Origin of the sequence: Rhizobacter terrae (assembly GCF_003852895.1) — a bacterium.
Classification (GTDB): domain Bacteria; phylum Pseudomonadota; class Gammaproteobacteria; order Burkholderiales; family Burkholderiaceae_C; genus Albitalea; species Albitalea terrae.
Map to the genome: position 1 here is coordinate 284632 of NZ_QUSW01000005.1, position 14217 is coordinate 298848.

Here is a 14217-nt window from a genome sequence, read left to right on the forward strand (position 1 = left end):
TTGATGTCACTGTACTGCGTAACTTTGAGGCCGTGGATGGCGCATTGCCGTCCGAACCCAAGGAGTGCGGCATGGCAGTGTTGAAAGACCAGAAGGTGGTGGTGCTGGGTGGTTCGTCGGGCGTGGGCCTGGCCGTGGTGAAGCAGGCCGCGGCCGATGGCGCGCAGGTGATCGCCGCGGGGCGCGATGCGCGTCGGCTGGACGAGGCGCTGGCCGGCATCACCGGCGAGGTCTCCGGCGAAGTGCTCGATGCGAACGACCGCACGGCGCTCGATGCCTTCTTCGCCCGGACCGGCCGCGTCGATCACCTCGTCCTCACGCTCAGCGGCGGCGAAGGCGCAGGGCCCTTCGCGCAGCTGGACCTGGACGCATTGCGCCGCGGCTTCGAGGCGAAGTTCTGGCCTCAGCTGCAGGCGGCGCAGGCGAGCCTTCCGGTGCTGCGCGCGGGCGGGAGCATCACCTTTGTCACGGCGGTCTCGGCGCGCATTGCGCGACCGGGCACGGCGGGGCTGGCCGCCATCAACGGCGCGCTGGAGGCGATGGTGGGCTCGCTGGCACGAGAGCTCGCGCCCACGCGGGTGAACGCGGTGTCGCCGGGTGTCATCGACACCGCGTGGTGGAGCCGCGTGCCTGAGGAGGCGCGCCGCGCCGTCTTCGATGAGCAGCAGGCCAGCCTGCCGGCCGGCCGCGTGGGACGCCCGGAGGACGTGGCGCAGTCGGTGCGTTTCCTGATGGACAACGGCTTCGTCACCGGCAGCGTCATCGAATGCGACGGCGGCCTGCACCTCTTGTGAACCGGTGAGCCCGCCGGCGGACCAGCCGCCGCGGGAAGGCGCGCACTCAGGGCTTGGGCAGGCACACCTGATCGACGTTCCTGCAGCCGATGTCGTAGAGCAGCGGATCGTCCGTGCTGCTCACGGCATCGCCATTGGCAAACCGCGCGACCAGCGCCGTGCGCCGCGTGGGTTCGTCGTACTTCTGCAATTGCTCACGCGGCGTGGACGAGGTTGGTGCCGTGAGGAAGGGCGACAAGATCGCCGGCGCATTCCCTGCCGCGGGCGCAATATGGAAACCGCCCGTCCCTGTCTCCTTGCCATGGCAGCCCGAGCAGGTGCCGATCGCGAAGCTGTGCATCTGCTTCTCGTTCAGTGGCGTCTTGGCCGTGCCCGGCTTCCAGCGCGTGTCCGCGGTGAAGCGTGTGAACTTCGCCCGCAGCTGCGTGTCCTTGTTGTCGTCCACCTGTCCATACGGCAGCTTGCCGCTCGGGCAGGTGGCCTTCAGGTCGGTGATCTCGCCGGCGTCCAGGTTGCGCTCGCCCAGCGTGTAGCGCCATGACATCGACGCGGTGCTGCTCCACCACTCCTGCATGATGCGATCGGCCAGCGTCTGCGATGCATTTGCGCAGGCAAAGGGCTCGCGCCGCAGCTTGCGGGTGGACAGCATCCACGCGTCGTTCAGGTAGAACTCGCGGTACTCGAACTCCGGTGTCAGCGGACCTTGCTGGTCGACGCCAACGCCTTCGCGCACGCGCTCTCCGGTGCGGAAAGCCAGGTTGTGCTCGGCGGTCTCGGTCGTCTTGATCAGGTCCTTGTCATACGCGATGCCGTAGGCCACCCAGCTCAGGATGCCGCGCAGCTTCGTGGCGTATTCGGCGGAGTCCACCGGCGACGCCGACAGGCCCTGCCACACCTGCGCCCACAACTGCCGGCGGATGCGCCAGTCGTCCTCGCTCGCCGGTCCCACGTCGAACTTGAAGTCCGGGTCGATCACGATTGCGCCAGTCTGCGCATCCGTCTTCAGCGCGGGCAGCCGGTACTCCGCACTGACCGTCATGGGCAGCGGCGAACCGTCGGGCAGCTTGCCCTTGACCGCGAACACCAGCCGCGCCTCGCCGAACCACCGGCGATCGGCGCCGGCCAGGATGCCGCCGCCGCGCATGTCGAAGTCGCCGGCCAGGTCCAGCCGGTTCACCACGGCGATCAGGCGGAACGGCTCAGTACCTGTGTCGGGGTCGAAGGCGCCGTCCTTGAGGATCAGGTTGCGGAAGGTGTTGTAGATGACGGGCACCGTGCCGACCTTGGCCACCTTGTCGGTGTCCTGGACGGCGTTGTGCCCGTCCACGTCATCGGCCGCCACCTGGAAGGGCCTCAAGGTGAAGACCTTGTCGTCATGCGGTTTCTTGCCGTAGTCCTTCGCGATCTTGCTCAGGTGCCGATTGACGGCATACAGCAGCGCGCCCACCTTGAAGTCCGGCGCCACCCGGTCGAGCGCGGTCCGGTTCGTGATCACGAAGCTGTTCCCGAACAGCACCGGTGGCGGGGCTTCGGCCTGGGCCTGTGCTTGCAGGCTGCGGCTGGTGTTGTCAGCGCTGCGTTCGTCGGTGGCCGTTCCGCCGCCGCAGCCTGAAAGCCCCAGGCTGTGGCGGCGAATATGCAAAGCGCAGCCGCGAGCCGCGAGATGTTTCTCGATGTCATGGAGTCCTCCTGAAGTGATGTCGTAGTCACAGCCGTTGACAGGCCGTGGCTCGATCTCCAGGAGGGGCCGGGCACGACGATGCGAATGCTGCGCGGCGCAGTGGAGCGCCCACACATTGCTGAAGTGTTTCCCCTTGGGACTCGATGGGTACGTCGCTTGCCAGCGAGCCCCGATCGTCAAGCCGCTTGTGGCATGACCATGTCGACCAGCTTGGGCGGCTGGCGCTGGCCCCAGGCGGCGAGCGCCAATTGCCGCAGGTCATCGACCTGCCGGATGACACGCCCGGCCATCGGCTCGTGCACCATCAGCGAGAGCGGACCTTCGTCGACGTAGAGGCCGTCGGAGGCGACGAAGCTCAGGCGCACGCTGCCCGGTGAGGGCGCATCCGCATGCCGCCGCGAAGGGCTGGGCAGGGTGCGCAGCATGGACTGCGCCAGCGCCACCGCGCGCACTGCGGCGAACTGGAGGTGGATGTCGTGCGTGTTCAGCCCGGCAGGCGTGCCGTTGGGCTCGATGTGCCGCACCGAACCATCGGCATAGACCGCCAGCGTATCCAGTCCTTGCGCGTGGCCCGTCTCCACCACGAGGCCATTCAGTTGTGCGCGCGGCACGCCATGGCTGTGTTGGCGCAGCCAGTGCCAGGCCAGCGCGCGCACCGTGGGGCTGGTGCGCGGATCCAGCGCGAGTCCGCGGACCGCAGCGGGTGATGCCGTGCGACTGCCCAGCAGCGCATGCCAGGGCATGAAGCGCTCGCCCGGCCGTGGCGAGAAGAGCCGGGCGTCGTCGCAGAACAGCGCGTGGTAGCTGTCGTTGACGGCCGCGCTGCGGTACGGCCCGGCCTGCGCGGCGGCTGGCTCCGGACGGGCGGGCCGCGGGCTGCGCGTGAACTTGAAGACGTGACCGAACATGGCGCACCTCCTGTCTATCTGGTGCCCATGGTCCGCCTGTGACGGCGGCGTGGTTGCGTGCCGATGCGAAGTCGGCGCCGGACAGCCGAACCGGCGGCCTTCAGTCGGTCAACGTGCCTTCCTGCCGGCGCGTGGTGTGGGGTCGTCGCCGCTGATGGCCGCTTCGTCCTCCAGCAGCTTCTCCAGCAGGCCAGCCAGCGTTTGCCGCTCGGCACCGGTGAGCGGCGAGAACGACTCGGCCAATGCCTCGTCCACCAGCGCATGGCCCTGTTCCAGCACGGCCTGGCCGGTGGCGGTGAGCCGGTGCAGCAGCGCGCGGCCGTGGCCGGGCACGCGCTCGATCAGCCCGCGGTCGACCATGCGGTTGGCCAGCGTGCCGAAGGACTGGTCGCTCTGGAAGGTGAGCAGGGCCAGGTCGTGCGAGATCGAGTCGGGATGGTTCTCGATGGCACGCAACGCATCCCACTGGGCGAGCGTGGTGCCGATGCCGGCGAGCCGGGTCTCGAGCAGGCGATGGTGCTTGTACTGCAGCCGCTTCACGGTGCGGCCCAGGAGTTGGACGGTCAGGCGCATGGTGCGAAGTATATACGCATGCTGATATAATGATGTTTATATACACGACGGGAACCAACCCATGAACACCCCGGCCTCTTCCATTCCCCTGGCCCTTCTCGAACGCGGCGACGGCCCGCACGTGCTGGTGCTGCACGGCGGGGCAGGGCCGCTGTCGGTGGCTGCCTTCGTCGAGACGATGTCCGCCCGCGCGCACGTGGTGGCGCCCACGCACCCGGGCTTTGCCGGCACCGAGCGGCCCGAGGCGCTGGACAGCATCGGCAAGCTGGCCGATGCCTACGCCCGGCTGATCGAGGACCGTGGCTGGCGCGACGTGCTCGTGATCGGCTTTTCCATTGGCGGCTGGATCGCCGCCGAACTGGCATTGCGCGCGGCCGAGCGGCTGCGCGGCGTGGTGCTGGTGGATGCCGCCGGCATCGAAGTGGCGGGCGAGCCGGTGGCCGATGTGTTCTCCATGTCGCCGCGCGAACTGTCGACGCTGAGCTATGCCGATGCCGACCGCTTCTTCGTCGATCCCGCCACCTTCCCGCCGGAACGCCTCGCGGCGATGGCAGCCAACTTCCGCGCCCTGGCGGTCTACGGCCGCGCGCTGAACATGGCCGACCCGACGCTGGCGCCAAGGCTCGCAAAGGCGACCACGCCCGCCTTGCTGGTCTGGGGCGCGAACGACGGCGTCACGACGCCCGCCTACGGCCGGCGCTTCGCCCAGGCGTGGCCGGGCTCGCGCTTCGAGCTGATCGAGCGCTGCGGCCACCTGCCGCAGATCGAGCAGCCGCAGGCGCTGATGGCGGCGATCGAGTCCTTCGAGGAAGCGCTGCGACGCTGAGCCTGTTGCGTCATCGCGCAGGCCAGAAAGCCGGCACTGGACGATCCATCGGCGCGGGCGGCCGGGGCGAGGGCTGCGGCCCGGTGTAGACCGCCCGGGGTCGGATCAGGCTGGCGGTGGACTGCTGCTCCAGCGCGTGCCCGATCCATCCCACGGTGCGGCCGATCGCGAACAGCGCGAACGCCGCGCCCGACGGCAGGCCGAGCGTGCGGCGCAGTGCCACCAGCGCGAAATCGATCGAGGGACGCAGCCCCGTCTGTTCATGCACCTCGGCGATCCAGGCCTCGCGCCTGGCATCGCGAGGCAGCCGCTCCAGCAGGTATGCCGCACGAGGATCGCCGCCCGGATACAGCGGGTGGCCGAAGCCCTGGCCCTGCGGCGAGGCATCCGGTGCCGCGATGCAATCGCGCACCATGCGGCGCAGGGCCGCACGGGATGCAGACGTGCAGCGATCCCACAAGTCCTCCACGGCGGCCGTGATGCCGCCGTGCCGCGGCCCGCTGAGTGCGGACAGGCCCGCAGCCACGCACACCGGCAGCACTGCGCCGGTGGACGCCACGCAGCGCGCCGCGAAACTGGAGGCGTTGAGTTCGTGGTCGGCGCACAGCACCAGGGCGGCGCGCACGATCTCTTCATGGCGTTCAGGCAGGCGCCACAAGGCCTTCAGTTGCCGGTGCATCGGCTCGCGCTCAGCCACGCAGGGCAGGGTGCGTCCGGTGGTGGCGGCACGCATCCATCGAAGCAACTGCGCACCCTCCTCGGCCACGCTTTCGGACTGCCGCCCGATGCCGGCCTGCGACAGCAAACCGTGGAATGCCGCCAGGCTGCGCTGCGGACCTGCACCTGGCCGAGGCCGGGTGGGACCGGCTTCGATTGCCGGTGCGGCGAGGATGCGTTCGGCCTCCACCTGCCACAGCAACGCGGCCACGTCCTCCAGGCGCGCGTGCGCGGCCAGCTCGATCACATCCTCGCCCCGGTAGTACAGCCGGCCATCGCGGATCAAGGTAAGTGCGGACGGCAGCACCGGAAACCCCCAGTCCAGCGTGGACTGCGCCGCCTGCCTCGGGCTGCGTGCCCCGCTGTGCTGCAGCGCCAGCCGCTGCACATCCGCCGCACGGTACCGGCTGGCGCGAGAGCCCTTCACGCGCTCCGGACGCAGCAACCCGCGGCTGACGTAGGCGTAAAGCGTCTGCCGGCTCACGGCCAGGCACTCGGCGGCTTCGTTCGCGTCCATCCAGGTCGACATCGTGGTCCTCGCGCTTGAATCCAGACCATATCGCACCCTGCACCCTGGGTTGATCGGGCCAATCAAGATTGACGCTTCGCCGCAGGGCGCCCTCCAATGCGGGCATGAACGAACCGATGCTTGCCTCACATCACGCAATGGCGGCACTGGCGGCCTTGTGGAACGAAGCCCGCCTGCCTGCCTCGGCACTGGCCTTCGCCGACCTGCCGGGCCGTGCCGCGGTGCTGCCTTCATCCTTCAACGTCACCACCGCCGCGCAGGCATCGCTGGCGGCAGCGGCGCTGGCCGCGGCCGAGATCTGGGCCATGCGCACCAGCGAACGCCAGCGCATCAGCGTCGATGCCGAGCATGCGGTGCTGGAAAGTTGCGGGCACTTCACAGTGGACGGCATCGCCCCGGAGGTCTGGGACAAGCTGTCGGGCCTCTACCCTTGCGGCGACGCAGCCGGCGTCCCGGGCTGGGTGCGCATCCATGCCAACTTCGCGCATCACCGCGATGGCGCCTTGCGCCTGCTGGGCTGCGCGCCGGGCCCGGCCACCGGCCGGGCAGCGGTGGCGGACGCGTTGCGCCACTGGCGTGCCGACGAATTCGAGACCGCCGCGGCACAGGCTGGCCTGGTGGTCGCGGCAGCACGGACTTTCGCGCAATGGGATGCGCATCCCCAGGCCCTGGCGCTGGCCGGTGTGCCCACGGTGAGCATCGAGCGCATCGGCGACGCACCGCCCCGGCCGTGGCCTGCGATGGGCACGAGGCCCCGGCCGCTCGCCGGCCTGCGGGTGCTCGACCTCACGCGCATCCTGGCCGGCCCGGTCGCGGGCCGCACGCTGGCCGCGCATGGCGCCGAGGTGATGCTCGTGAACTCTCCCGGCCTGCCCAACATCGCTGCCATCGCCGACACCAGCCGCGGCAAGCTGTCGGCGCATGCGGACCTGAAGACCGATGCCGGCCGGGATGCCCTGCGTGCGCTGCTGAGCGATGCGGATGTGTTCCTGCAGGCCTACCGCCCCGGCGCGTTGCAGGCCCTGGGCTTGGGTCCGCAAGCGGTGGCGGACCTGCGGCCGGGCCTGGTCGTCGTGTCCTTGTCGGCCTATGGTGCGCAAGGCCCCTGGGCAGGCCGCCGTGGTTTCGATTCGCTGGTGCAGACGGCCACCGGCTTCAATGTGGCCGAGGCCGAGGCGGCGGGTGCGAAGGAGCCGAAGGCGATGCCCCTGCAGATCCTTGATTACGCCGCAGGCTACCTGCTGGCGTTCGGTGCCCAGGCCGCCCTGTTGCGACAGCGGCAGGAGGGCGGCAGCTGGCATGTGCAGGTGTCGCTGGCCGGCGTGGGCCGCTGGCTGCGCAGCCTCGGGCGCTTGCCCGGAGGCTGGGACACCAGGCGCCCGTCCTATGAGCCGTACCTCGAAGCCACCGACAGCGGATTCGGCCGCCTGGTGGCGCTGCGCCATGCCGCGCAGTTCTCGCGCACGCCGGCCGGCTGGGATCGTCCGGCCATGCCGCCGGGGACCCATCCGCCGCGATGGCCTTCGGCCTGATCGATGCAGCACGCGTGACGACGCAAGATCACACGCATCACAGCTTGTGCGTTCCGAAGAGCCGGTCCAGCCACCGTCCGGTGAACCCGAAGTTCACGTTGCCCAGGGTATGGTGGAAACGATGGTGGATCGGATGATCGATCAGCCGCTTGAACCAATGCCCCTCGGGCAGCTGGGGCAGCAGGTCGTAGTTGCTGTGGATGTAGGCGGTGTAGGCCAGCCCGAAGCCGTGCAGCAGGAAGGCCGAGCCCACGCCCAGCGGCACGATGAGCATGAAGCTCGGGATGGTGCAGGCGATGACGAGTCCCTCCAGCGGATGCACGCTGTAGCTCGTGAATGGCGTGACGCGCACCGAGCGGTGGTGCACGCCGTGCGCGCGGATGAGCCAGCGCGTGTGCAGCAGGCGGTGCGTGCCGTAGGAGTACACCGCGTTGTAGAACACGAAGGCCGCGAGCTGCCAGGCGGCGGTCCACACGCTGCGCGGCCAGATGCCGTCCGACAGGCTGCGGTAGCTCAGTGTCATCACCGCGAGGATGAGGCAGGCCACCATGCCGTGGCGGATCTCCATGCGCACCTGGCCCGGCCGCGGCGGGTTCGGGTCGAGGTTGCGGCCCACGCCAAGGCTGGGCCAGAAGTGCTGGTTGAAGGTCCAGGCGATGCTGCCGCCCACCAGGTACATCGACAGGTGCACGCCCACCGCGGCGAGCAGCGCCAGCGGCCAGGGCGCCTGCATCCATGCGGCGAGCAGGAAGGTGAAGGTGTCGATCGGGTGGAGCAGCAGCGAGACCATGGCTCAGAAAGGCAGCTTGCCGGTGAGCATCTGCCCGAACATGCGCAGGTTCGCCAGCGCGGTGAGCAGAGGGTGCTTGAACTCGATGGCGTTCGTCGGTTCCAGCACCCAATGCCCGAGCCAGATGGCGCCAAGGGCCGGCAGCGGTGCGAGCAGGATGAGCAGGTAGCGGCCGGTCACCAGCGCGAGCAGCCCGACACCCACACCGAGCAGCCACCCGAGCAGATGCACCCGGCGGTTCCACACGTTGCGGTGGTGCTGCATGTACAGCGCATAAAACTCGTCGAAGCTCTTGAACGGACCCATGCGGCAGGCAGTGTAGGGGCAAGCGCGGCGCGGAGTCTGCCAGCCCCGTGCGTCCTGACCATCCGGCGACGATTGGCCCTGATTCGTCAAGAAGCCTGACAAAAAACAGTCGGCGGCCGGGCCGACGAGCGTCAGGCTTGTATCCATCCGCTTCGGATTGATGCTGCGCAGCAGCAGATGCTTGCACTGCGCACCGTGCGACGGTGCATGCGCTGCGATTTTGGAACCGGTATCAATCTTGCGTTCCGAGCGTGAAACATGTCACGCAGGCCGGCTGTCATGGACCTGTCACGCGCCGCTCTCGGATCCAGAAACAACAGAGGAGTTTTCACCATGAAGTTCAGACCTCCCCAGGTCGGGTGGCACGCACGCGCTGCCTTGCCTCTGGCCTTGTCGGTGCTGCTGGCCGCCTGCGGCGGCGGTGAGAAGGCGTCGCCCGACACGGCGGCCGCTGCGTCCGAGCAGCCCAGCGCGCATGCGATGGCCGCTGCGGCTGGCAGCGAGACCGCGCTCACGCCGGTGACCGTCACCGCCACCGGATCGGAACGTGCCGACCTGTCGGCCTCCGCCGCCATCGACCATGACAACAACACCCGCTGGAGCAGCGCCTTCAGCGACGACCAGTCCATCACGCTGGACTACGGCAAGACGGTGAACATCAGCCGCGTGCGCATCGATTGGGAACGCGCGCACGCTACCAAGTACCTGCTGCAGGTGTCCGACGACGGCTCGAACTGGACCACGATCAAGACCGTGGACAACAGCCTGGGCGACCTGGAAGACTGGACCGGCCTGAACGGCCAGGGCCGCTACCTGCGCATGCAGGGCGTGAAGCGGTCAAGCCAGTACGGCTACTCGATCTTCGAGATCCAGGCCTTCTCCGGCACGCCGGTTCCGCCGGCGCCCACGCCTGATCCGACGCCCACGCCGACACCTGCTCCAACGCCGACGCCCACCCCCACGCCGCCGGTGGACACGAGCAAGCCGGGCGTGAGCATCAAGCCCGTCGCGGCCACGTCCTCGGCGCTTGAGAACCAGGGCGCCACCGCCGCGATGGCCATCGACGGCAACGCGGCCACCCGCTGGGCCAGCAGCTTCGAAGACGGCGCATGGATCCAGTTCGACTTCGGCACCAGGACGCAGGTCGGCTACATGAAGCTGACCTGGGAGAACGCCTACGGCAAGGAGTACGCGCTGCAGGTCTCCGACGATGGCAAGGCGTGGTCGCAGCTGCGCTACGTGACCAGCGGCAAGGGCGGCACCGAGGAATTCTTCAACCTCAATGCCAACGCCCGCTTCATCCGCCTGCAGGGTGTGGCGCGTGCCACGCAGTACGGCTACTCGCTCTTCGAGGTCGAGTTCAAGACCCCGGGCAGCGACAACACCATGCCGGTGCTGGCCACATCGCCGGTGAAGTTCCCTGCCAGCGGCAACGGCCTCGCGCCGCTGCCCACGCAGGCCGAACCGCTGGAGACGCTGCAGTTCACGCTGGCCGACGGCACGCTCGTCACGCGCTTCGGTGCGCGTGGTCTCGCGCGCCACGGCCGCGAGCGCGGCGAAGACTGGAACGAGATCGGCTACGGCCCCAATGAAACGGTGGACCCGGTCACCGGCCTGCCGGTGGACAAGGGCCCGGGCAACTACCTCACCTTCGTGCCGCAGTACTTCAAGAACCGCACCTGGGGCTTCGAGATCATCGACAACAGCCGCGTGCCCGGCGTGACCAAGCCGACGCTCACGGTGAACCAGTACAACCAGGTGGACTTCCTGCCGGGCGGCGTTGCCTTCTTCCGCGCCTTCGACCGCGTCGGTGTGACGGGCTACGGCTGGATGAACCCCGGCGAACTGGTGGACCGCAGCCTCACCATCTGCAAGCCGGTGGCCTATCCCGCCAACGGCAAACTGGCCAGCGCCAACGGCATCAACAACGGCTGCACGCTGCTGATCAAGGACTACCCGGGCCATGGCGACATCGGCGCGGATGGCTTCCCGAACGGCAAGGACGTGCCGGCGCGTCCGCTGGTGGTGGGCGACGTGATCGAGGTCTCGCCGTCCTTCTTCTCCACCAAGGAGGCGATGGCCGCCAAGGGCGACAACGGCGGCATCCGCTACTACTCGCAGGAGTGGATCTACGTGGTGGGCGCAGGACTCAAGCCCTGGTACGGGGTGCAGCCGCGCCTGAACTCGGTGCCGCTGCCTGAGGACACGCTGTCTGGCGGGCAGGGCTCGGTGTCGTACAACTACACCGACAACGCGCTCTTCATCTTCCAGCAGCCGCACAACCACGTGGGCATGCAGAACGTGCAGCGCTTCGTCGAAGGCCGTCGCCTGATCCACACCAACTTCACGACCGGTGACCACAACGAGCCGGGCAACGATCGCAACGTGGCGGAAGTGGGCCTGCAGGGCACGCGCTACAACCAGTCCGCCTGCATCGGCTGCCACGTGAACAACGGGCGCAGCCCGGCGCCGGTGGCGGTGAACCAGCGCCTGGACACGATGTCGGTGCGCACGGCGGTGCATGACGCGAGCGGGCAGGTGGTGCCGCATCCGCGCTACGGCATGGCGGTGCAGATGAATGCGCGCTCGCCCAGCGGAACGCCGGCGGACTGGGGCAACTCGGTGCGCGTCGCGGGCTTCGAGACGCAGTCCGTCAAGCTGGCCGACGGCACGGCGGTGGAGCTTCGCAAGCCCAAGCTGGGCTTCGATGGCCCGGTGCCTGAGCTGGTGTCGCTGCGCTCGGCGCAGCCGATGATCGGCGTGGGCCTGCTCGAAGCGGTGCCCGAGGCCGACATCCTGGCGCGCGTGCGTGCCGCGGCGGACGAGGACGGCGTGAAGGGCCAGGCGAACTTCGTGTTCGATCCGGAGACGGGGCTGACCCGTCTCGGCCGCTTCGGCTGGAAGGCCGGCAAGGCCAGCCTGCGCCATCAAGCCGCAGCGGCGCTGCTGCAGGACATGTCGGTCACCTCGCCGGTGTACCCGAGCCGTGACTGCCTGGCGGGCTCCGCCAACTGCGCGGCCGGCAAGGCCGAGCCGGGCATCTCCGACGCCGACCTGCAGTCGATCACGCGCTACCTCGGCCTGCTCGCGGTGCCGGCGCAGCGCAGCCTGCCCAGCGGCTTCCCCAAGGGCGTGTCGCCGCTGCCCGAGCTGGCGGTCGATCCGGCGCAGGTGGCCGCAGGTGCGAAGGTCTTCCAGAACATCCGCTGCGTGGCCTGCCACACCGCGGAGATGAAGACCGGCGCCGGCCATGCGCTGGCCGAAGTGCGCAACCAGACCATCAAGCCGTACACCGATCTGCTGCTGCACGACATGGGCGCGGGCCTTGCCGACAACTTCGCCGAAGGCCTCGCCGCCGGCAGCCAGTGGCGCACCGCGCCGCTGTGGGGCATCGGCTACACCGACCGCGTGATCGGCACGGCGGGCAAGGCGGGCTTCCTGCATGACGGCCGCGCGCGCACGCTGACCGAGGCCATCATGTGGCACGGCGGCGAGGCGGACAAGGCGCGCCAGCGCTTCTCCAACCTCGCGACGGCGGACCGTCAGGCACTGCTGGCGTTCCTGCAGTCGTTGTGACCGGTGGGTGAGGGCAGGGCCCTCACTCCATCCGACCAGGAGCCGCCGATGGATGCGAGTCCATCGGCGGCTCCTTGTCTTTCACTGCACCACCTGGATCACCCAGGTCTGGTTCGCCTGTGCCGGGCTCCCGCAGGTCCATTTCTCCAGCCACGAGCCATTGCCCTTGCTCCAGTTGTTGTCGTCCAGGCAGGCGCCGCTTGGGTCGAAGACGAGGTTGAAGCCATTGCCGCCCAGATGAACCAGCCGCATGCGCTCGCTCGGATGTGAATCGCTGCAGGCCATCTGCACGATGCCCTGGCCTCTTCCGGCCGGATCGCCCTTCACGCCCAGGCACAGGCCGCTGTTGACGGACACGAAGCTCCATCGCCCTTGCCCCTTGTCGACCGCGCGCCATTGCTGGTTGCTGCCGCCGACGTACTCCCATTGATGCACCGGGTCGCCATCCTTGATCGACCAGTTCGCCACGTCGGCCACCAGGCCGGTGTGCAGGTTGGTGAGGCGGTAGGTGACGCCATCGACCAGCGGCTGCTTCAGCGAGAAGTCGACGGCGCTCGGGCCTGCGTCCGGTCCGCTGCAGCGAAGGATCTGCTGGTCGGCGCTGCTCTCGATGCGACATGACATCGACGCCGGCGACACGCTGACCACCGTCTGCGCCAAGGCGTAGCCTGCCGGGATGAAGACCTCGGTGCTGCCGCTGCGTGGGTCGTGCGTCCAGCGGTAGGAGAACCAGGTGCCCGAGGTGCGGAAGGCCACGGGCGTACCCGCGGTGGCTCTCGGAAAGAAGCGCGGGTGGTAAAGCTGCGAGCGCAGCTGGCCGCTGGCCACCACGCTGAAGTCCTCGGCGTTCCAGCCGTCGCGCTTCGCGGACGTCCACAGCGGCGTGTAGCCCCATTGCGCGCCGGAGATGAAGCGCGCATCCATGGTGTCGTAGAGCGACTCCATGTAGCCGTTCACGTGGGCCGTGTCTGCCCACTCGCCCATCTCGCCGAGGAAGTGGGCCGAGCCGTTTTTCGCGGCCTGCGAGACCTGGTCCGCCAGCGTGCCGTCGGCCGAGGCGCCCGACCAGTTCTTCAGCACGTTCGCGGAGAACTCGTAGTAGTGCGGCGCCCACACCGTGTTGTCGTGGCGATGGGCCTGGCCACCAGCATCCACCCATTGCGGCGCGCGCACCACCGACGCGTCGGCGGTGGGTTCGTAGAACAGGATGGCGCCGGGATGCCTGGCGCGAATCGCCGCGGAGGCCCGGTCGTACACGTCGACGATCTCGTTCTCATAACCCCAGGGCTCGTTCATCAGGTCGTAGCCGATCACGTTGGCATGGCGCGACATCGCCTGTGCCACCGAGGCCACCATGTCGACGTAGCGCGACTTGATGCCCTCTTCATCCGCGTAGAAGGCATGCCACGTCGCGTGGAAGACCGGGTCCAGCGCCGCGCTCACGCCCCACCAGCCGGGGATCAGGAACTGGCAGCTGGCGCTGTTGTCCGGCGCGTAGCGGGTGACGCTGGAGGCCACGGCCCACTGCGGGAAACCTTCGCCGCAGCCGTGGTTGGCAAAGCGCGAGTAGGTGTCCTGATGAAAGTCCACCAGCACGTGAATGCCTGCCGCCTGCGCCCAGTCGACGATGGTCTCGACCTTGCTGAGGTAGCCACTGTCGTACTGGCAGCGCGTCGCTTCATAGGCCTCCCAGTTGAAGGTGAGGCGCATGAGGTTCACGCCCCAGCGCTTGAGCTGCGCGACCTGCGAGGCATCCGTGAGCAGCGTGAAGGGCGGGACCTTGCCGGTGCCCGCGACGTTCATGCCGCGCAAGAGCACGACGCGGTTCTGCGCGTCCCGGAAGTACGGGCCCTCGACGTGCAGCGGTGCCGCCAGGCCCGGCACGGCGGGGGCCGCCGTGCACTGCGCCCACAGCGATGAAGAGGCGAGCGCGAGCCCGGCCAGCAGCGCCGCGCGGGCGCAGAGCGTCGTCATGGCGATCTCCT

11 protein-coding genes are annotated in these 14217 nt (G+C 68.9%); 4 read left to right on the top strand and 7 right to left on the bottom strand.

The genetic code is table 11. The features are described 5' to 3' along the window. Nucleotides 1–71 precede the first annotated feature (71 nt). Nucleotides 72–794 carry an SDR family oxidoreductase gene (locus DZC73_RS18900; protein ID WP_124541921.1) on the top strand — a complete coding sequence of 241 codons (723 nt, stop codon included), beginning with the start codon at nucleotides 72–74 and terminating at the stop codon, nucleotides 792–794. Nucleotides 795–840: 46 nt separating this feature from the next. On the opposite strand, the gene DZC73_RS18905 is transcribed toward DZC73_RS18900, so the two are convergent. From DZC73_RS18905 to DZC73_RS18915, 3 genes are all read right to left on the bottom strand, one after another. Beyond that, on the bottom strand, nucleotides 841–2436 hold the full coding sequence (locus DZC73_RS18905) for a hypothetical protein (protein WP_124541922.1): 1596 nt from the start codon (nucleotides 2434–2436) through the stop codon (nucleotides 841–843). Between the two features lie 215 nt (nucleotides 2437–2651). After that, on the bottom strand, nucleotides 2652–3383 hold the full coding sequence (locus DZC73_RS18910; protein WP_124541923.1) for a hypothetical protein: 732 nt from the start codon (nucleotides 3381–3383) through the stop codon (nucleotides 2652–2654). Between the two features lie 108 nt (nucleotides 3384–3491). Continuing rightward, the gene (locus DZC73_RS18915; protein WP_124541924.1) at nucleotides 3492–3956 is read right to left on the bottom strand and encodes a MarR family winged helix-turn-helix transcriptional regulator; all 465 of its coding nucleotides are present in this window, start codon (nucleotides 3954–3956) and stop codon (nucleotides 3492–3494) included. A gap of 61 nt (nucleotides 3957–4017) precedes the next feature. Here DZC73_RS18915 and DZC73_RS18920 point away from each other — a divergent pair, with 61 nt between their 5' ends. Continuing rightward, entirely contained in the window at nucleotides 4018–4782 is a 765-nt protein-coding gene (locus DZC73_RS18920; RefSeq protein ID WP_124541925.1) for an alpha/beta fold hydrolase, read from the top strand. Between the two features lie 10 nt (nucleotides 4783–4792). Here DZC73_RS18920 and DZC73_RS18925 read toward each other — a convergent pair whose 3' ends face one another. After that, nucleotides 4793–6028: a citrate synthase family protein gene (locus DZC73_RS18925; RefSeq protein ID WP_124541926.1), complete on the bottom strand. Its 1236-nt coding sequence runs from the start codon at nucleotides 6026–6028 to the stop codon at nucleotides 4793–4795. Between the two features lie 116 nt (nucleotides 6029–6144). On the opposite strand from DZC73_RS18925, the gene DZC73_RS18930 reads away from it, so the two are divergent. Then, the gene (locus tag DZC73_RS18930; protein WP_235835195.1) at nucleotides 6145–7560 is read left to right on the top strand and encodes a CoA transferase; all 1416 of its coding nucleotides are present in this window, start codon (nucleotides 6145–6147) and stop codon (nucleotides 7558–7560) included. Nucleotides 7561–7597: 37 nt separating this feature from the next. Here DZC73_RS18930 and DZC73_RS18935 read toward each other — a convergent pair whose 3' ends face one another. Continuing rightward, nucleotides 7598–8350 carry a sterol desaturase family protein gene (locus DZC73_RS18935; RefSeq protein WP_124541928.1) on the bottom strand — a complete coding sequence of 251 codons (753 nt, stop codon included), beginning with the start codon at nucleotides 8348–8350 and terminating at the stop codon, nucleotides 7598–7600. A gap of 3 nt (nucleotides 8351–8353) precedes the next feature. After that, on the bottom strand, nucleotides 8354–8656 hold the full coding sequence (locus DZC73_RS18940) for a DUF962 domain-containing protein (protein WP_216629189.1): 303 nt from the start codon (nucleotides 8654–8656) through the stop codon (nucleotides 8354–8356). Nucleotides 8657–8989: 333 nt separating this feature from the next. Between DZC73_RS18940 and DZC73_RS18945 the strand changes: the two genes are divergently transcribed. After that, complete coding sequence (locus DZC73_RS18945; RefSeq protein ID WP_124541930.1) at nucleotides 8990–12232, top strand: di-heme oxidoredictase family protein; 3243 nt, start codon at nucleotides 8990–8992, stop codon at nucleotides 12230–12232. An 81-nt stretch (nucleotides 12233–12313) separates the two neighbouring features. Here the strand turns inward: DZC73_RS18945 and DZC73_RS18950 are convergent, their stop codons facing one another. After that, nucleotides 12314–14206 (bottom strand): cellulase family glycosylhydrolase, encoded by a 1893-nt coding sequence (locus DZC73_RS18950; protein ID WP_124541931.1) that lies wholly within the window; start codon nucleotides 14204–14206, stop codon nucleotides 12314–12316. Nucleotides 14207–14217: the final 11 nt, after the last annotated feature.

Coding starts and splice junctions, on each gene's coding strand:
- DZC73_RS18900 (WP_124541921.1), top strand. CDS start 72: ATGGCAGTGTTGAAAGACCAGAAGGTGGTGGTGCTGGGTGGTTCGTCG.
- DZC73_RS18910 (WP_124541923.1), bottom strand. CDS start 3,383: ATGTTCGGTCACGTCTTCAAGTTCACGCGCAGCCCGCGGCCCGCCCGT.
- DZC73_RS18915 (WP_124541924.1), bottom strand. CDS start 3,956: ATGCGCCTGACCGTCCAACTCCTGGGCCGCACCGTGAAGCGGCTGCAG.
- DZC73_RS18920 (WP_124541925.1), top strand. CDS start 4,018: ATGAACACCCCGGCCTCTTCCATTCCCCTGGCCCTTCTCGAACGCGGC.
- DZC73_RS18925 (WP_124541926.1), bottom strand. CDS start 6,028: ATGTCGACCTGGATGGACGCGAACGAAGCCGCCGAGTGCCTGGCCGTG.
- DZC73_RS18930 (WP_235835195.1), top strand. CDS start 6,145: ATGCTTGCCTCACATCACGCAATGGCGGCACTGGCGGCCTTGTGGAAC.
- DZC73_RS18935 (WP_124541928.1), bottom strand. CDS start 8,350: ATGGTCTCGCTGCTGCTCCACCCGATCGACACCTTCACCTTCCTGCTC.
- DZC73_RS18940 (WP_216629189.1), bottom strand. CDS start 8,656: ATGGGTCCGTTCAAGAGCTTCGACGAGTTTTATGCGCTGTACATGCAG.
- DZC73_RS18945 (WP_124541930.1), top strand. CDS start 8,990: ATGAAGTTCAGACCTCCCCAGGTCGGGTGGCACGCACGCGCTGCCTTG.
- DZC73_RS18950 (WP_124541931.1), bottom strand. CDS start 14,206: ATGACGACGCTCTGCGCCCGCGCGGCGCTGCTGGCCGGGCTCGCGCTC.